The sequence below is a fragment of the Methanococcus maripaludis C5 genome, from assembly GCF_000016125.1.
Classification (GTDB): domain Archaea; phylum AGJL01; class Methanococci; order Methanococcales; family Methanococcaceae; genus Methanococcus; species Methanococcus maripaludis_D.
This window is the reverse complement of the sequence record NC_009135.1, coordinates 1,380,748-1,399,974: the sequence shown is the minus strand read 5'-3', so window position 1 is coordinate 1,399,974 and position 19,227 is coordinate 1,380,748. Positions and strand designations below refer to the sequence as shown.

16 protein-coding genes and 1 pseudogene are annotated in these 19,227 nt (G+C 33.4%); 7 read left to right on the top strand and 10 right to left on the bottom strand.

Going from position 1 to position 19,227, the window contains the following annotated elements; all coding sequences use genetic code 11:
• Positions 1-4 precede the first annotated feature (4 nt).
• From MMARC5_RS07425 to MMARC5_RS07415, 3 genes are all read right to left on the bottom strand, one after another.
• Positions 5-928, bottom strand: a complete 924-nt coding sequence (locus MMARC5_RS07425) for a manganese-dependent inorganic pyrophosphatase (RefSeq protein ID WP_011869210.1) — start codon at positions 926-928, stop codon at positions 5-7.
• A 368-nt stretch (positions 929-1,296) separates the two neighbouring features.
• On the bottom strand, positions 1,297-2,034 hold the full coding sequence (locus tag MMARC5_RS07420) for a hypothetical protein (protein ID WP_011869209.1): 738 nt from the start codon (positions 2,032-2,034) through the stop codon (positions 1,297-1,299).
• A gap of 147 nt (positions 2,035-2,181) precedes the next feature.
• The gene (locus MMARC5_RS07415; protein WP_011869208.1) at positions 2,182-2,592 is read right to left on the bottom strand and encodes a winged helix-turn-helix domain-containing protein; all 411 of its coding nucleotides are present in this window, start codon (positions 2,590-2,592) and stop codon (positions 2,182-2,184) included.
• A 112-nt stretch (positions 2,593-2,704) separates the two neighbouring features.
• Between MMARC5_RS07415 and MMARC5_RS07410 the strand changes: the two genes are divergently transcribed.
• Genes MMARC5_RS07410 through glyS form a run of 3 tightly spaced genes read left to right on the top strand, consistent with a single transcriptional unit; the run spans position 2,705 to position 5,891 of the window.
• Positions 2,705-3,259 (top strand): XTP/dITP diphosphatase, encoded by a 555-nt coding sequence (locus tag MMARC5_RS07410; RefSeq protein ID WP_011869207.1) that lies wholly within the window; start codon positions 2,705-2,707, stop codon positions 3,257-3,259.
• A gap of 11 nt (positions 3,260-3,270) precedes the next feature.
• Positions 3,271-4,152, top strand: a complete 882-nt coding sequence (locus tag MMARC5_RS07405; protein ID WP_011869206.1) for a triphosphoribosyl-dephospho-CoA synthase — start codon at positions 3,271-3,273, stop codon at positions 4,150-4,152.
• Between the two features lie 11 nt (positions 4,153-4,163).
• Positions 4,164-5,891 (top strand): glycine--tRNA ligase, encoded by a 1,728-nt coding sequence (gene glyS / locus MMARC5_RS07400; RefSeq protein WP_011869205.1) that lies wholly within the window; start codon positions 4,164-4,166, stop codon positions 5,889-5,891.
• On the opposite strand, the gene MMARC5_RS07395 is transcribed toward glyS, so the two are convergent.
• The 5 genes and pseudogenes from MMARC5_RS07395 to modA form a co-directional block, all read right to left on the bottom strand.
• Positions 5,888-6,556 (bottom strand): DUF434 domain-containing protein, encoded by a 669-nt coding sequence (locus tag MMARC5_RS07395; protein WP_011869204.1) that lies wholly within the window; start codon positions 6,554-6,556, stop codon positions 5,888-5,890. The genes glyS and MMARC5_RS07395 overlap by 4 nt on opposite strands.
• A 39-nt stretch (positions 6,557-6,595) precedes the next feature.
• Positions 6,596-7,824 (bottom strand): annotated as a pseudogene (locus tag MMARC5_RS09950) (aldo/keto reductase).
• Positions 7,825-7,877: 53 nt separating this feature from the next.
• Positions 7,878-9,020, bottom strand: a complete 1,143-nt coding sequence (locus MMARC5_RS07385; protein ID WP_011869203.1) for an ABC transporter ATP-binding protein — start codon at positions 9,018-9,020, stop codon at positions 7,878-7,880.
• A 9-nt stretch (positions 9,021-9,029) separates the two neighbouring features.
• Positions 9,030-9,695: a molybdate ABC transporter permease subunit gene (gene modB / locus MMARC5_RS07380; protein ID WP_011869202.1), complete on the bottom strand. Its 666-nt coding sequence runs from the start codon at positions 9,693-9,695 to the stop codon at positions 9,030-9,032.
• A 9-nt stretch (positions 9,696-9,704) separates the two neighbouring features.
• Positions 9,705-10,505 carry a molybdate ABC transporter substrate-binding protein gene (gene modA / locus MMARC5_RS07375; RefSeq protein WP_011869201.1) on the bottom strand — a complete coding sequence of 267 codons (801 nt, stop codon included), beginning with the start codon at positions 10,503-10,505 and terminating at the stop codon, positions 9,705-9,707.
• 658 nt (positions 10,506-11,163) lie between these two features.
• On the opposite strand from modA, the gene MMARC5_RS07370 reads away from it, so the two are divergent.
• Genes MMARC5_RS07370 through MMARC5_RS07355 form a run of 4 tightly spaced genes read left to right on the top strand, consistent with a single transcriptional unit; the run spans position 11,164 to position 16,121 of the window.
• Positions 11,164-11,736, top strand: a complete 573-nt coding sequence (locus MMARC5_RS07370; RefSeq protein ID WP_011869200.1) for an FmdE family protein — start codon at positions 11,164-11,166, stop codon at positions 11,734-11,736.
• Between the two features lie 42 nt (positions 11,737-11,778).
• Positions 11,779-13,530: a formylmethanofuran dehydrogenase subunit A gene (locus MMARC5_RS07365; protein WP_011869199.1), complete on the top strand. Its 1,752-nt coding sequence runs from the start codon at positions 11,779-11,781 to the stop codon at positions 13,528-13,530.
• A 9-nt stretch (positions 13,531-13,539) separates the two neighbouring features.
• Positions 13,540-14,787, top strand: coding sequence for a formylmethanofuran dehydrogenase subunit C (locus MMARC5_RS07360; RefSeq protein ID WP_011869198.1), 1,248 nt, complete (start codon positions 13,540-13,542; stop codon positions 14,785-14,787).
• Between the two features lie 5 nt (positions 14,788-14,792).
• Positions 14,793-16,121 carry a formylmethanofuran dehydrogenase subunit B gene (locus MMARC5_RS07355; RefSeq protein WP_011869197.1) on the top strand — a complete coding sequence of 443 codons (1,329 nt, stop codon included), beginning with the start codon at positions 14,793-14,795 and terminating at the stop codon, positions 16,119-16,121.
• A 75-nt stretch (positions 16,122-16,196) separates the two neighbouring features.
• On the opposite strand, the gene MMARC5_RS07350 is transcribed toward MMARC5_RS07355, so the two are convergent.
• Together MMARC5_RS07350 and MMARC5_RS07345 are read right to left on the bottom strand one after the other, a co-directional pair.
• Positions 16,197-17,318: a molybdopterin molybdotransferase MoeA gene (locus MMARC5_RS07350; RefSeq protein ID WP_011869196.1), complete on the bottom strand. Its 1,122-nt coding sequence runs from the start codon at positions 17,316-17,318 to the stop codon at positions 16,197-16,199.
• Positions 17,319-18,116: 798 nt separating this feature from the next.
• Complete coding sequence (locus MMARC5_RS07345) at positions 18,117-19,220, bottom strand: ATP-binding cassette domain-containing protein (RefSeq protein ID WP_011869195.1); 1,104 nt, start codon at positions 19,218-19,220, stop codon at positions 18,117-18,119.
• Between the last annotated feature and the right edge of the window lie 7 nt (positions 19,221-19,227).

Sequence of the window (19,227 nt, the reverse complement as noted above, 5' to 3'; positions counted from 1 at the left end):
ATAATTAATTTGAATAGTATTTTTCAAGTGGAGGAACTACTTGTTTCTTTCTTGACATCATTCCGTCAATAAATATACTTTTTCCATCCAATTTAAGTTCAAATGCGGTTTCGAAAGACGACTTGTTTCCTGCAACTAAAATTTCACTTCCTTCTTTCATAATGTCAGTTACAAGGAATATTATCATGTCATATCCTTCTTTTTCAACTTTTTCGTTCATTAAATTTTGAATTGCCTCTTTTTTGGATGCAACTTCGGATATATCGATTACTTCAGCTTGACCAATACCAACCTTTTTATTATTCATATTAAATTCCTTGTAATCAATATTTAAAATTTCTTCGGGAGTCATTTTACCAACAGTTGATTTTGCAGTTAGCATTTCCATTCCGTATGCAGCAATATCAGAAATTCCTGCAATTTTTGCTAATTTTTCCGCGAGTTCCTTATCGAGGGGTGTTGCTGTAGGCGATTTAAAGAGTAATGTATCTGAAAGGATTGCTGAAAGTAAAATCCCTGCAATGTCTGCTTTTAATTCCTTGTTTTTTGCACCGATAATATCGAGTATTCCTCTGAAATAAAGCTCAGAAATAACGGTTGCAGTTGATCCAACTGGTTTTGAAAGGTAGATAATTGGCTCAGTTGTTGAAATACCGATTTTGTGGTGGTCGATAATCCCAATTAATTTTCCGTTGTCAAAATCATCGAGGTTTTGGGACTTTTCTGCGTGATCTACCAAAAATAATTCTTTTCCTTCTGCTGTTTTAATTAATTCTGGTTCCATTAATCCAAATCTCTTTAAAATAAACTGTGATTCTGGATTTAATTCTCCAAGTCTTGCAGGAAATGCATCTAAGAAATATGCAAGTGCTATTGCAGAACAGATACTATCTGAATCCGGATTTTTGTGGCCTACAACGTACATCATTTATATCACCAAAAATTGAAAATTTAATGATTTTTATAATATCTAAGCCGGGAAAGACTATAAATACATAATGGTACTTATTAAAACTACCTCCAATTAACCGACCTACATGGAGCTTGTGAATACTCTCGCTGTGATAGCGGGTTCGAAATTGGAGTAACAAGACTTTAATCGGATTTTTGGGCGAGTTGTAAGAGTTGGTAGGGTCCTTACTGTGATCACAATACAGCAAAAATTCGTACATTTACTCTCGACATAGGGTTATCTGACCGACATGGTATATTCCAAGGATGAAAGTTGGTGTTAATGTCGAGGGACACTTTTTCAAAAATTATGAAAATAAAATAGAACTAAAAAATTACGGAATGCTATTTTAAGGATGTTTTAGTAGCTTTATCAAATGGATTTCTCCTCATTGCAAGAGAAAACAGATATGGATAATTGTTTTTCAAATATTTCATGTAATTTACCCATTCTATTGTTATTAACTGATATGAACGAACCATATCTCCGTTTAAATGCATTATGTCATTTTTTGAACTTTCATGCAAATTTTCACGACTTTCAAGCTCTTCCAAAAGGTGAAAAACCGCTCTAAGTAGGTCAGTAAAATGTTCGTGCTCCATTAGATTTGGATTTTCCAAAAGTCTCATTAAAAACTCTTTATTTTTTGATAAAAATTCATAAATTTCCAAAATATCTTCTTTTGAAGCATCTAAGATATAATCTCTATTTTTGGCGTAATTTAGCGCATTTTTAAAGTCTTCTTCTGACCATGAATCTGTAACTTTTAATTTACTTCCGATTTCTTCGATATGGGGATCGATTTTCGAGAAATATTTTAAAGATTTAGTTCCGGTTTCACTAAAAAATGTGCCGATAAGTATGTTTAACTTTTCAAGTCTCGCACTTTTATCCATGTCGCTTAAAATTCCAGAAATTACTACAGTGATTAAGAATACCTGGATTGGAACAAACGCTATTTTTCCAAAAAACGAATTTATTATTCCCCAATAATCATTGAATACTGCATACTGGACGACATACATTAATATCGAAGCAACTAATGCAGATACCCAAAATATTTTGTGCTGTTTTGTTTTCATAGATATCGCTTGGATTGATTTTTTAGTTTTATAAAAGTGTAATTGTTAATTTTCAATATATGAATATATACCCATTTTAAAAATATTTGTTTAAGTATCTAAAAAAGAAACATACTACAGTTTTGAAAATTAATAAAATAAAAAATATTATTTTTTATGTTTTAGCATTTCTGAACCTTTTTCAGTAATATTGTATCCATCCCCTAGTTTTGAGATGTATGCTGACTTTTCCAATTCGTCTAGATATTTTTCGACCTTTTTAAAGCCAATATCTTCTAAAATCATTTCATATCTATCAATAGATTCTTTGCATGGGCTGTTATATACATTGTACAAAGTTTCAACGTATTCTTTGATAACTTCGTCATTCAATTTAAAAAATCCTTTTTCTAGATCGAATATTAATTCTTTTACTGATTCTCTATCTTCGCCATAATGTTTCAATTTATGTTCTATGTACAATTTTTCAATTTCTTCTAATGACAGTACATTTCCTTCAAATGCTGAAAGAAGGTTTAACTGAAATCTATTTAAGTCCCCAGTTTCAGGTTTGACCATCATATCCCCCCAGATAGTTTACAATAAAATTATTTTTTGTAAGGCTATAAATATGTGCAAGCCCGATTTAAACATAGTATTGAAATTAGGCAGTTTGCATTCTGGTGATTTTATGAAAATTTATTTTGCAACAGGAAATCAAAACAAAGTTGACGAAGCAAAAATTATATTAAAAGACGTTGATTGTGAAATCGAACAGATTGAAGTTCCTTATGCGGAAGTTCAAGGAAGAATTGAAGAAGTTTCTGCATTTGGGGTTTTAGAAGTTTTTGAAAAATTCAATAGGCCAGTTATTGTTGAAGACAGTGGATTTTTCATCGAAAAATTAAACGATTTTCCGGGAACCTATTCAAAGTTCGTTCAAGAAAGCCTCGGGAACGAAGGGATTTTAAAACTGTTAGAAAATGAAAGTAACAGAAACGCGTACTTTAAAACAGTTATCGGCTACTATGATGGCGACAATATAAAATTATTTACTGGAATTGTAAAAGGAACTGTTTCAAATGAAATTAAAGACGGTGGATTTGGTTTTGCTTACGATAGTATCTTTATTCCAGAAGGAGAAACTAAAACTTTTGCAGAAATGACTACTGAAGAAAAAAGCGAAATATCCCACAGAAAAAGAGCATTTTACGAACTTAAGAACTATTTAGAAACAAACTTGTAACTAGTGAAAAAATGAAAGCATTTGACATTATGAAAGCTTCCCAGATTGCCTGTTGCTTTGAGGTTGGAAGCTTTAAACCTGGAAACGTCCATAAAAATAGAGACTACGACGATATAAAATACCACCACTTTGTAAGCTCAGGAATTGCATTTGGAGATGTAATATACGAAGCCTGCCTTGAAAAAAATAATATCGGAAATTTTATTAAAAAAGGAGTAATTGAATCCAAAAAATGGTCTCCAACAAATGCAAACCTTGGAATAATAATGCTTCACATGCCAATTGCAATTGCCGCATCAAATCTCGATAAATTTAGCGAATCTGCATTGAAAAAAGAAACAGAAAAAATCATTAAAAACACGACTGTTCAAGATGCAATCGATGCGTATGATGCAATTGAAATCGCACTTGCTTTTGTTAATGCTCCTGAAAACGGGCCGGATTTAAAAAGTAAGGATGCTAAAGACGAACTTATTGAAAAAAATCTTACTCTTTATGATGTTTTTAAAATTTCGTCTACATGGGACAGCATCTCAAACGAATGGACCGAAAATTTTAAGATATCCTACAAAGGCCATAATTTAATAAATGAATACTATGAAGAATACAACAATATCAATATTGCAGTTACCAAAACATTTATCAATCTACTTTCAAACTATCCGGACACGTTGATTGCACGGAAAAAAGGTATTGAAGAAGCAAAAATGGTTTCAGAAAAAGCTAAAGAAGTTTTAAATAACTTCAATGAGAAATCAGTTTTGGAATTCGATAAATTTTTATCAAAAGATGGTAATAAGTTAAACCCCGGAACTACGGCAGATTTAATCGCATCTTCATTGTTAATATTTTTACTCGATAGAATCAGCAACGAAAAAACGATACTTTATTAAAAGGTGATTTTATGGATAAATACGATAAAATAATTGATTTAACCAAAAGAAGAGGATTCTTGTGGAATTCCTTTGAAATATACGGCGGTATTGCAGGATTTTTCGACTACGGGCCACTCGGTGCAATTTTAAAAAATAACGTCATAAATACGTGGAGAAAACACTACATCGTAAATGAAGGATTTTACGAAATAGATAGCCCAACGGTAACTCCTTACGAAGTTTTAAAAGCATCCGGACACGTTGAAAACTTTACAGACCCACTTGTAGAATGTAAAAGCTGTCTTGAATCATTTAGGGCTGACCACATCATCGAAGAAAATGTAGACGTTGATACTGAAGGAAAAACTTTACAAGAACTTCAAGAAATGATTGAAAAAAATAACATCAAGTGTCCAAAATGTGGTGGAGAATTTAAAGAAGTTAGCACATTTAATTTGATGTTTGCAACTTCAATTGGCCCGGGAGGAAAAAGAGCTGCATTTATGAGGCCAGAAACAGCTCAAGGTATCTTCATACAGTTTAAAAGAATAAGCCAGTTCTTTAGAAACAAGCTTCCATTTGGTGCAGTTCAGATTGGAAAAGCATACAGAAATGAAATTTCACCAAGACAGGGCGTTATTAGATTAAGAGAATTTACGCAAGCTGAAGGTGAATTTTTCATTGATTCAAGGAAAAAAGAGAACTTTGAGAAATTTGAAAGCGTAAAAGAGATAGTTTTACCATTACTCTCTGGTAAAAATCAAGAAAACGAATCACTAAGTGCTGAAGAAAAAATTGTCAGAATGAGTCTTTCTGATGCTGTTAAAAACGGAATAATCGCACACGAAGCAATTGCATACTACATTGCAGTTACAAAAAAGTTCTTGATGGAAATTGGAATAGATGAATCAAAATTACGATTCAGGCAGCACCTTCCAAACGAAATGGCACACTACGCGGCTGATTGTTGGGATGCAGAATTATATACTGATAGATACGGCTGGATCGAGTGTGTCGGTATTGCTGACAGGACCAACTACGATTTATTGGCCCACATGAAAAACAGCAGTGAAGATCTATCAGTATTTGTAGAACTTGACGAAGATAAAGAAATCGAAGTTTACGAAATCGAATTAAACTACAAATTAGTCGGTAGAACCTTTAAGGGCGATTCAAAAGTTTTAGAAGAGTCTTTAAAAGAATTAGACGACAAAAAAATGGAAGAATTGGTAGAAGCTCTCGAAACGGAAGGAAAATATGTTTTAAGTACTTGCAAAAGAGACTTTGAATTATTGAAAGAATATTTAACTGCTAAAAAAGTTAAAAAGACCGTTAAAGGAGAAAAAATAATTCCCCACGTAATCGAGCCTTCATACGGTATCGACAGGATTACCTACTGTGTTATGGAACATGCGTTCAAAGAAGATGAAGATAGAACCGTAATGGGCTTTTCAAATGCAGTTTCTCCGATAAAGGTAGGTGTTTTCCCACTTGTTAACAAAGAAGGAATGCCTGAAATTGCAATGGATTTGAAAAATAAATTAAGAGAAAACGGTTTAATTGCAGAATACGACGACAGTGGTGCAATCGGTAGAAGATACATGAGAATGGACGAGGTAGGAACTCCTTTCTGTGTAACTATCGATGGAGAAACTCTAACAGACAGTTCGGTTACCATCAGAGAAAGAGATTCAAGAGAACAGTTCAGAATCCCAATAAACGAAGTTGTACCGTACATTAAAGATAAACTAAATTAAAAATCCAATTTTCCTTTTTTGATAATTTCTAGAAAATTTTTAACTTCTAAATTATAGTTTTTTGAAACGATTTTTGGAATATCTAAAAACCCAATTACATTTTTAATTATATGAAAATCAGATGTTGCGACAAATTCGTATTGTTTAAGCTCGAAATCAACTTTTTTTGATAAAATAACTTCTCCAGAAATTGAATATTTTTCCATTAAATTCCTCGTTATTTTTGAAATTTCACCGCTTTTGCTAGTCTGTTCATCATAATATACATCAAAATTATTCAGATTTAAATTCAACATACTTTTTAAAATAATTTCAACTGTTTCTTCAGATTTTTCGGTTAATTTGTATCCTTTTTGATATTTTAAATCACGAATTACATCATCTTCGCAAAATATCGCTACCCCATCGATTAACGAGTCTAAAGTTATCAAAACATTAAAACCATCGATTGCAATAGATTTTGATTTAGAAATTTCAGTTAAATCTGTTCTTTTTTTATTTACAATTTCCAAATGGTCGTCAGAAAATACGCACCGCCCAAAAAAGTTTCTTTCAAAACTATTTAAGCCGTAGTGGTTTGTAATAAAATCTAAAGCGGATTTTTTTCGGTAATTTCGATTTAAAAGATATTTTAAGTCCTTATAAGTTTCAAAAAATGGGTTCATAAAATCGCCCTTATTGTTTAATTAAAAAGTAAAAATAACTTAATTTTTTGACATTTTCTGTTTTAACGAATTAAAAGAACAATACATCGACATTGCTATTTTAGCAAGTTTTATTTTTAAATTAAATCCTTTTCCACCAAGTTCTTTTGAAACATCTTTTAATAGTGTAGGAATATCAAGATTCTGCGGACATGCCTTAACGCATTTACCGCAACCCGTACAAAGTCCGGCGTGAGACTCTTCACCACCCATAACCCCGCCTAATCTTGCAAGGTATAAAAATCCGGTCTTTTTATCGTTAAATATACTTTTTTCGTTGTACATTGAAAAGCATGCCGGAATATCTACTCCAAATGGGCAGGGCATACAGTATCCACAACCAGTGCAATTTATTTTCATTAATTCTCGATAAACTTCTTTTACTTTATTATAAATTCCCAATTCGTCGTTTGAAATGGAATCTGGAGTGGTTTCGCTCGCAACTTTTAAATTTTCTTTTACTTGGGATTCTTCATTCATTCCAGAAAGAACACATGTAACTTCCGGATGATTTAAAACCCATCGCAGTGCCCAATCCGCAGGCGTTCTTTTAATTTTGTAATTATTAAAAATTTCTTCTGCATCTTTTGGTACTTTTTTTGAAAGATTTCCGCCCCTCAAAGGTTCCATGATAAATACGCCGAGCCCTTTTGATGCCGCATATTTTAAACCTTCAGTTCCTGCCTGATTTTGTTCGTCTAAGTAATTATGCTGTATCAAACAGGCATCCCAATCATAAGAATCAATTATTTCCTTGAAAGTTTCAGTATTGTCATGGTAAGAAAAGCATGCGTATTTTATTTTTCCGCTCTTTTTAGCTTCATCTAAAAACCTTAAAACACCGAGATCTTTCATTTTTGCCCAGCTGTCTTTTGAAAGGCTGGGATAAAATAGTAATCGATAAAATCCGTTTTTAACTTCTTAAGCTGGATATCAAGATACATTTCCATATCTTCATATTTTTTAACAGACCACTGCGGAAGTTTTGTTGAAAGTTTTATTTTATTCCTATATTCGTTTGAAAGAATTTCCCCTAAAAAAGACTCACTAGCACCGCCGTGGTAGGGAAATGCCGTATCAATGAAGTTTACACCATTATTTATCGCATAATATATCTGTTTTTTTGCTTTTTCTTTATCGATAATCCCGTTTTTTGTTGGAAGCCTCATTGCACCAAATCCAAGTGCTGAGATTTTTTCCCCTGTTTTCTTAATTTCACGGTACTGCATAATTTTCCCCCGTTACTTAAAAAAAGTTAAAAATAAAAGTTAGATTATGGAATTTAGCTTAAATCGATTTTTTTCACACTTTCCGTCATCAAAATTGTTATTTTGTCTTTTAAAAGTTCAATTTTACATTTTTCTCCGATATCATAATTTAATTTTTTGAATTTATCATTTTGAGTCTTTGACATGAGTTTTAAACCATTTTGAATTACTTCAAGATAAACCAAACTCGAAGAACCTTCATTAACTACATCTTTTATTACACATTCAAAAACATTTTCTGTTTTTTCACTGTTTATATCGATTAATTTTATATTTTCAGGCCTGATTCCAAAGGAAACTTCGTTCATCGATTTATTAAATTTTTTTATCGACATTTCCATTCCCAAATACAACAATTTTGAAAAATTGGGATCATTTTCATTGTAATCTATTTCCGCATCTGAAAAAATATTTATGTACCCAACAAGTTCTGCTACACTTGCATTTATCGGGTTATAAAATATCTCTTCTGGAGTTCCGATCTGCTGTATTCTTCCATTATGAAATGTTACAACTTTTTCAGCCATTACAAAGGCCTCTTCGAAACTGTGCGTCACAAAAACTACTGGAATTTTTAATTCTTTTTGAATAGTTCTCAAACTTTCCCTTAGTCGTATTCTCGATATCATGTCAAGTGCAGAAAACGGTTCATCAAGTAACAATATTTTAGGACTTGGTGCAAGAGCTCTTGCAAGAGCTACACGCTGTTGTTGGCCACCAGAAATCTGATCAGGATATCTATTTTCGAGCCCCTCGATTTGAGTCATTGCTAAAAGCTCAGATACTAGTTTTTCCTTTTCTTCTTCGCTTAAATGTTTAATTCCGTATTCAATATTTTCTTTTACAGTTAGGTGAGGAAATAACGCATAATTTTGGAATACGTACCCCAAATTTCGTTCTTGCGGAGTCTTATTTATTTTTTTATCGGAATCGTAATAAATTTCATTGTTTACAATGATTTTTCCGTGATCAGGATCTAAAAGACCCGCGATACAGCCCAGTGTGCTTGTTTTTCCAGAACCTGATCTGCCAAATAAAACTATTATCGAACCGCTATCTATGCTAAATTTAGATTTTAAATTAAACGAAGGAATTTTGTTCTTTTTTAATTTTTTCGATTCATAGTAGTTTTTTTCAATGTCTATCGCTAAAATCATAAATACCACTTAAAACTTCCATTTTTCGACAAATCTGCCAGTAAGAAATATCGTCATAAATGACATTATAATTAACAATATCACTAAGATATTTGCCAACTCATAGTTTCCGGTTTGAAATGCCTGATAAATTGATAAAGACATTGTATTTGTTTTTCCAGGAAGATTTCCTGCAACCATTAGTGTCGCACCAAATTCACCAACTGCCCGTGCAAAACTTAGGATTGAACCGGCGACTATCCCTTTTTTTGATAGAGGAATGGTTATTTTATAAATTGTCTGTAATTCAGTTTTTCCTAAAGTATATGATACGTATTCAAGTTCCCTATCGACTGAAGATATTGCAGCAGTCGTTGTTTTGACCATTAGTGGAAATGATACGATAAATGCAGCAATTACCGCCGCTTGCCAAGTAAATAAAATTCCTGAACCTGTAAATTTGTATATTAAACTTCCGATAAATCCGTTTTTTCCAAGCTGTAATGCTAACAAATACCCCAAAACGGTTGGTGGAAGTACCATTGGAAGTGTTATTATATTCTCCAGAATATCTCGCCCGTGAAACTTCTTTCTAGCCAGAATATACGAGATAATAACTCCAAAAACAACTACAAAAAATGTAGATATAAAAGAAATTTTTAATGTAAGTAATAAAGGAAATATTACTGAATCCATGAAGTATCACTAGTTTTCTGCTGTAAAGCCGTAATATGTTAAGATTTGTTTTCCTGTTTCACTTGTTAAGTATTCTACGAAAACTTGGGCTTCTTCTTTATACTCAGAAGAATCTATGATACATAATGGATAAATAATTTCTGTAACAGTTGGTACTGTTGTTATAATTTCGATTGAATTTTCTTTTGCAATTTTTGCATCGGTCATGTATACAAATCCTGCGTCAACATCCCCTGTTTCGAGGTACGTTAAAACCTGTCTTACATTTTCTCCGTAAACCATTTTTTCTTCTAATTCATCCCATAAACCTGAGTTTTCAAGTGACTCTTTAGCATATTTTCCCACAGGTGCGGTTTTGGGATTTTCAATTGAAACTTTCGTTACATCGTCGTTTGTTAAATCTTCAACTGAAGTAATGTTTAATGAATTTCCAGCTGGAACGATTAATACCAAGTTGTTTGATGCAAAGTTCATTACTGAGCCAGCACTTGTTAAATTTTCATCTTCAAGGATGTCAACGTGTTTTTTAGAAGCTGAAGCAAACACATCTACAGGGGCTCCCCCTTCAATCTGCTGTCGGAGTGACCCTGATGCTGCAAAATTCAATTCAACATTAATATTCGGATGATCTTCTTCGAATGCTGCTGCAATATCTGTCATCGCATCAGTTAAACTCGATGTTGCTGAAACGGTTATTGTTACTGTTTCATCTGATGAAGAATCAGAAACACAGCCTGCAAAGAGCGCCATTGCAGATAAAACGAGTACAATTATAAGTCCTGTGATTATTCCTGATGATTTTTTGGCCATATTAATCTCCCTTTATATATTAACCGGAAGAATGATTCCGGGTTATTGAAAAATATAAATTTACAGTATATATAATTTCTTATGGGGTCATTAATATATTTAAATTCGTGAATAAAATTAATAAATAGAGTTTACATTATTTACCGATTACTAAATATATAAAATTGAATAAAATGTACCTAATAATGAGTAATAATCAAAATCAAATGGAAAATTATATTAAATGTAACAAAAACAGTATAATGCAGTAGATATTTAATTTAATCACTAATGCTCGGTGCTTAATCAATTAAATCCTCCACTAAGGATTAAATAGCATATCACACCCCCGAAACAGTCTTAAAAATATTAACCCAAAATTCAATCAATTTCCTTTTTTATTAATATATCGGATTATTAAATTGGAGAATTTCACGTATTTTAGCTAATTTTTTTTAGGCATTTTAAAGCGTATTTTCAAAAAATAGTTCTATTTCCACAATTTTATAATATTTATATATCCAAATACATATTTAGTAATATATAATGATTTCGACTTAACCTTAGTGCAAATAGATATAATTACATATAAGTAATTAGGTAATATGATATGTTTAATAATCGGATGTCAAGATCTGAAAAAATTTTCAAGTAGATTTAGACATATCTGGGTGAATACATGCATAAAGCACAAGAAATTTTGGACTTGGTGGAAGACCCCAATCTTCTAAGTCAGTTTAAAAGAGTAGTTGAATTTCATGGATTCCCGACAGCGGGAGCGTTCATTGGGATTCAGATGTATAATTTATCAAAAAAATTACTAAATTTTAGTGATGATAGAATTTACGTTGTAAGTGAGACTTATAACTGCTTACCAGACGCTTTTCAAATTTTGGGTAGTGCCACTACTGGAAATAAGGGTTTAAGGATAGAAGATGCTGGTAAAATGGCTGCAAGGATCAACCCCTGGGCTCCTGCAGGAGATAATATCAAAGGAGTTCGTATAATATTGGATCCTGAAAAAACTGTCAATTACCCGTTACTTCATGCGTGGTACATGAATACTGCTAAGATATCCCACAAGGATGCAGTAACTGAACTTTTGAAAGCTGGAGAAGACGTTTATTCTTACGAATTTATCGGTGTTATAGCACCAGCTAAGCCTAAAAAGAAGGTTGAACTTTGCGAAACATGCAAAGAACCATTCATACAACAAAATGGCGAAAAAAAATGTTTAGCTTGTTCTAAATAATCTTAAATTTTGAATTTGCCGAATTAATATATTGGTGGTATGATGACCAAAATGGTTATAAAAGGCGGGACAGTTTATGATCCCCTAAATGGTATTGATGGAGAAGTAATGGATATCTTCATCAAGGACGGGAAGATTGTCGAAAGCCTGTCCGATGGCGAATTAAAAGATGCTAAAATCTTGGATGTAAAAGGAAAAGTGGTAATGCCTGGAGGAGTTGACTCACACACTCACGTAGCAGGGCCTAAAGTAAATACTGGAAGAGTAATGTGTCCAGAAGATCACTACAAATCTCCTTTGAAAAAAACCCACAATACGCACTGCGGTTCGGGAGAAATAGTTCCTTCAACTTATGCACAGGGGTACAAATATTCTTCAATGGGTTACACAACCTTATTTGAAGCAGCAGTACCTCCAATGCTTGCAAGGCACACTCACGAAGAGTTTAAAGTAATGCCAATCGTTGACAAAGCAGGATATCTCCTTTTAGGAAGCAACTGGTTTGTAATGAAATATTTAAAAGAAGGAAACGTTGAAAAAGCGGCTGCATACGTTGCATGGGCGCTTGAAACAACAAAAACTTTTGGTATTAAACTCGTAAACCCTGCAGGTGTCGAAAGCTGGGCATGGGGTAAAAACGTACACTCACTCGAAGAAGAAAACATTCATTTCGGTATTTCATCAGGTGAAGTAATTAATGGACTTGGTGAAGTAAACGAAATGCTTGGCCTTCCAATGTCAATACACCTCCACGCAAATAATCTTGGTCACCCCGGAAACTGGGAATTTACTATTGACACAATGGATGTTGCAAAAAATATCAAGCCAGCTGTTAAAAAACAAGGCTATGATACCGGTGTAAAAACAAAATATTCTCATGAACGAGAACAGAGCCTTTATATGACCCACATGCAGTTCCATTCATTTGGTGGAACTTCATGGAAAGACTTTGAATCAAAAGCAGAAGAAATTTCAAAATACGTTAACAAATCTGACCACGTTGTAATGGACAGTGGTAGCGTTGCTTTTGGAAATGCTATTTGTATGACTGGGGACGGTCCAGGTCTTTATGATTTGGCTGTTATGAATGGTCAAAAATGGGCAAACGTGGACGTTGAGCTTGAATGTGGTTCAGGTGTTGTTCCATTTACTTACAGCATGAAAAACAAAGTACACAGCGTTCAATGGGCAATAGGTCTTGAGCTTTTATTATTGACAGATCCTAAAAAAGTAATAATGACTACAGATAACCCTAACGCAGGACCTTTCACAAAATACCCGTTAGTAATAACTTGGTTAATGTCTCAAAAGGCAAGAGAAGACACAATGAAAATATGCAACAAATGGGCTGGTGAAAGAAGTGGCCTTGAAGGTAATGGCAAAGAATACAGCCTTTATGACTTAGCTACAGTTACAAGGGCAACTTCTGCTAAAGCAATAGGTATGGGACACAGAAAAGGACATTTAAGCCCCGGTGCTGATGCGGACATTACAGTTTACGATATAAGTCCAGATTACAATCCTAATGATTACAAAGCAATCGAAAAAGCGTTCACAACTGCGCTATACACGATAAAAGATGGCGAAGTTATCACAAAAGATGGAAGAATTATCGAAACTCCAAAAGGTAGGACTTACTATATCGATGCTAGATTCGATGACGAACTACAGAAAGAGATTGTGGCAGATGTGCAGGATTGGTTTAGAAGATATTATACAGTTAACTTCTCAAATTACCCAGTTCCTGAACTATACCTCACAAAACCAACTCCCCTTAACATTAATGTGAGATAGGTGAGAAACATGGGAGAAATTATACTTAAGCCAAAATACGATGGTACGATTCCTGTAGAATGTGAGGTAATTACGCCTGACACATTTGAAGGAAAATCGCAAGAAGAAGTAGGTGCTTTAAAAGTGCTTATTGGCCCCGAAGAGCACCCTCTTTCAGATATTTTCGAAATTTCTGGAGATTTTACAAGCAAAAAAGAGGATATGGTAATTAATATCGCAGGAAATGCTGGAAACGTTAAATTAATTGGATTCCAGATGACTGCAGGTAAAATTATCGTAGAAGGAGATGCCGGATTCCACGTAGGTCGTGAAATGAAAGGTGGAGAAATCCTTGTAAATGGGAATGCCAAACCTTGGGCAGGAATGGAAATGGAAGGAGGTCTTCTCCATATCTTTGGAAATGCTGGTGACCACTTAGGTGGGTGCTACAGGGGAAGATGGGAAGGAATGCTTGGTGGAACCATAATCGTAGAAGGAGACGCTGGAAACAACGTTGGAGACGGTATGGTCGATGGTAAAATTGTTGTAAATGGAAATGTACGGGCATTCTGTGGAATCAGATTAAACGGCGGATTAGTTTACGTCGGTGGAAATGCAATTAGGGCTGTTGGAGTAGAAATGAAGAAAGGAACTATTGTAGTTGCTGGAAAAATTAAGAACTTTGCACCCGGATTTGTATCAACTGGCGTTGTAAGTGATTACGAAACAGGACTTTCTGGTTTAGCACTTCCTGGAAAATTAATTGGTTTTAACGGAGATCAAGCATTCTTTAACAAACCAAAAGGTAAGTTATACGTTTCATTAAACGAAAATTACGATTTATTAAACGATGAATTACCTGCTACAGAAAGACCTATCGAATTTAAAGGAAACGCTTTAAAAGTTATCTTAAATACTGGAAGTACAATTGAACAAGGTAGAATCATTAAAGGTGGAGATAAATATTCACACGAGTACTTAGAAGTATGTGCCGTATGTAATATGCACCCGGAAGATTACATTTTACTTGGAAAACCTGAAAAGGTAAAAGTTACAAGTGAAAGTGGAAAATACAGCGTTCTTGTACGTGCTGAACCTAATGAAGACGTTTTAAGAAGAAATGTTTTTATTCCAAGAAGTGTTTGGGCAAACGTTATTGTGGATGCTTATTCAGTTAGTACAGGATCTCCTATCTACAAAGGGGGAACCGTATACGTGGAGCCTTCTGAAGGAGAAATACTGGAAGCAGAATACATTATAGATAACATCTACAGGTGAATTAGATGGTAAGTCGAACATTTAAAGACGTCGTCTGTCCAGTATGCGGTGGAGCATGTGATGACATCGAAATCGTCTGGGACGAAGAAAAAAGAGATTTAACCGTTAGAAACGCATGTAAGTTGGGTGCGGCTAAGTTTAAAGAAGTTGTAAGCCACCACAGAATCATGTCGCCACAAATTAGAAAAAATGGCGTATTGGTTGACGTTTCATGGGAAGAAGCGCTTGAAAAAGCTGCTGAAATTTTGGCAAACTCAAAAAGACCTCTTCTTTACATGGGTGCAGAAACATCCTGTGAAGCAATGACAACAGGTCTTCACATGGGCGAGTACTTAGGTGGAATCGTAGATTCCTGTTCTACCGTGTGACACGGGCCTTCCTTAATGGGAGTTCAAGAAGCTGGAAAAGCCGGTTCAACAGCCGGAGAAACAAAAAACAGAGCTGACGTTGTCGTATATTGGGGAACCAATCCTATGGACTCAATGCCTAGACATTTGTCAAGATACGGTGTATTTCCAAGAGGTTACTTTGTAGAAAAGGGAAGAAACAGTAGAACTGTAATTACAATCGACCCTAGAAAATCTGCAACTGCAAAAGCATCAGATATACACTTACAATTAAATCCAAATACTGATTACGAGTTGTTTTCTGCCTTATTGATGGCTTCAAGAGGTAAACGACCACATCCAAGTATCGAAAAAGTAACAGGTATTCCTGTAGAAACCATAATGGAAACTGCAGAAATACTCAAAAACGCTAAATTCGCATCCATCTACGGTGGACTTGGTTTAGCATCTTCATTTGGTAAACAAAGAAACTTAGAATGTGTTTTGACACTTGTAAAAGAACTTCAAAGACACACGAAAGTTACAATCGGTTTAATCAGAGGACACTGTAACGTTGCAGGATTTAACGTGCTTGCAACTTACCTGTACGGATTCCCATTCGGACTCGACTTTGCAAAAGGTTTCCCAAGATATAATCCTGGAGAATTCACTGCAAACGACGTTTTAAGGGAAAAAGAAGTAGACTGTGCATTCATCATGGCATCAGACGTTGGTGCACACTACCCGCAGGATTCAGTAAGTCATTTAAAAAATATTCCTGTAATTACTCTTGATATTGCACCATGTCCATCAACTTCAGTTGCAGATGTGGTTTTACCCGGGGTTATCGATGCACTTGAATGTGATGGCACATTCTATAGATTCGATGAAATACCAATATACTACAAACCATTTACAAAATCACCATTTGACTTCACGAAAAGTAATGAAGACACAATGGAGCAATTGTATGATTTGGTAAAAGAAATCAGAGAAAAAAATAAATAATTTTACTTTTTTTAATATTTTAAAGCATTTAAAAAGAGATTTTTTAAGAAATAATAACTTTAATTTATAGTATATCTAGTCGTAGAGCCAGACTTCAACTTCGCCATCTGCAATTGAAACTCCTTCTTTTAATTCAACTATTGCATTTGAATAGGCAATAGATGTGATATGGCTTGAATCTTTAAATACTGGTTTTACAAATCCATTATCATACACGACAGGTAAATAAAATCTTTTATCAGATTCTTTTTTAAATTCACCCATTATTTTTGCATTTACAATTCTTTTACATTTTTTGGAGTTGGAAAACTTACAGAGTAGTGGGTAAAGGAATAGATATGAACAGATTATACATGATGTAACTTTTCCAGGGGTGCAAATAATTGGAACTCCGTCAATTTCGCCTGCAAGAACTGGTTTTCCAGGCCTCATTTTTACCCCGTGAAATAGTATGGTTCCAAGCTCCGCTATGATTTCCGCTGTAAAATCTTTTTTTCCCGCAGAAACTCCCCCAGAAGTTACTATTACGTCATAAGCTAATGCTTCTATTATTTTATTTCTTAATTCTGTTTTATTATCTTTAGATATTCCTAAAAAAACAGGTTCACAACCAGATTTCTTAACGATCCCTGCAATAGATTTTGAATTCACATCTGAAATTTTTTCGAGTTCATCCCCTGTTGAGATTATCGCAACTTTTGGTGTTTTGTATACCTTTAATTCAGAAATTCCTAAAGAAGCAATCAAACCGATATTTCGTTCATTAATTAAACTTCCCTTTTCTAAAACCAAGTCCCCATTTGAAATATCAGATCCTTTTTCGACCACGTAAGAATTGTCTGGAATTTCAGATATACGCATTATTTTATTTTCAATTATCGTGTTTTCAACAGGAACCACACAGCATGCGTTTTCAGGAACCTTACCACCGGTTGCAACCCATACACATTCATTATCTTTTATTTTTAAATCCCTAAAATCCCCTGCATGTACTTCATCTATTAAAACGTAAGATTCTAAACAAGGGCTTGTTACGGCGTATCCATCCATGTTAGATTTTCTAAATTCTGGAATATCTTGGGTTGATGCAATATCTTTTGCGAGAATACCTCCGTATGAATTAAAAAGATCTACATTTTCCGTTTTTTCAAATTTAAATTTTTTTAAAATATTTTCCGCTTCAGGTACCGATATCATTGTTTCACACACAAAAAACCAACATTCTTATAAAATATACCCAAAAATAATCTGTTATGATTACTAATTTATCCTGTAATTAAGTAATAGTAATTACATTATATAAATTAATATGGGGTATTTTTTTGATAGATAATTATAAAAATAGAACTGTTTTATTATTAACTGGAGTTAATTAACTTAATAATTATAAGCAATGATAATAAATTACTATTTGGCTATGAAGATAAACTCCAAAAATAAACTAAAAGCATAAGTTGATTCTTATGGTTTTTAAAATACCACCGAATATCGTGTTATGCCCTAGGTCTACGGGTTTAACATGAAATTAAATTTTTCTTTTTTCAATGGCCTTTTAAAAAAATTTTATTACACAAAAAGCAATGCTTCCATAAAATGTAATATTAAAATGAATAAAATTTAACTTTTAAATACAAAATTTAAACTTTATAATGATAAATAAAAATTTGGGTAAAAAGGGAAATTTAAAATCGATAAGTTTGTAAGATTGCATTTTGTGCAATTAGGGATCAGAATTAACCCATATAACTATGTGGTTATATTATTTAATTATTTGAAAATAAGATAAAATAAACCTTTAAGATGTCTAAATGATTTGAAAAAATATTTTTAAGTCAAAATAAACTACAAGCTACGGGTTTTTTATCCCTTTCCCATAATTAATTTAAATTTTTAGATTTATAAATGTTTCGAAAAAATTTTGGAAAATTTAGAAATTTTTTGGACGTTAACTTTTAATAATTCAAAAAGTAAAAAAATAATTATTTGTAGTCTGATTTATCCGATTATTGATATCGATTCGATATAAAATTCTATGGAATCTCCTTTTTTCAACGGATTTTTCAAGAGTTCACTATTTGGCATTTCTGAAATCAGTTCTATATTGTTAAATTCGATCACAGCTTTTGAATCGAATGGGCCTGATGGAACAATGCTTTTTATTTTTCCAGAATATGTTTCCGGGTCGTTTTCATATTTTTTTGAAAATTTAATATCTTTTGGAAATATTCCTAGTGTTATTTCACCATAATTTGCAAGGCTCACGAAAAACGACCAGTTACGCAGTATTTGGGGGAATGTGTCCGGTGTTATTTCACCATAACTCGCCTCTTTGATTGGTATTTCAAAGCCTAGAAGTTGAATAATATAATTTTCATATTTTTTTATGCAGTTTCCATAAAGTATATTTTTAATTCCAACGAATTTTGCAACAAACTCGTTTTTAGGATGTTTTAATACATTTTGCAGTGTTCCAATCTGTTCGATTTTTCCATTTCTAAGTATCGCCATTTTATTTGACAAAACTGCGGCTTCTGAAAAGTCGTGGGTAACGTGTATGAATGTGACATTTGAAGACTTGTGAACCTCTTTTAAATCATACATCAATTTTTCATGGAGTAATCTATCAAGTGATGATAGTGGTTCATCTAACAATATTATTTCGGGATCCATTACCAGTGCCATTGCAAGAGCCACTCGTTGCTGTTCACCACTGCTCAATCTTTCGGGTTTTCGGTTTAGCAGATGCGTAATATTAAGTAATTTTGAAATGTTGTCTACTTTTTCCTTTTTTTCAGATTTTGGCAGATGTTTTATCCCGTATTCTATATTTTTTTGAATCGTTAAATGGGGAAATAGATATTTACCATTACAAAGAACAATTTTTCGCTCATTTATCGGTTTATCTGTAATATCTTCTCCATTTAGAATTATTTTTCCAGAATCGGGTTTAATGAATCCTGCAATCATTTCAAGAATTGTAGTTTTACCGCTACCGCTCAAACCCAAGAATACGAAGTAATCGTCATCCTTAATTTCAAGTTTATCGATATACAATTCAAAATTACTGAGATTTTTTCTCAAGTTTTCAATTACAAGCATCACTACC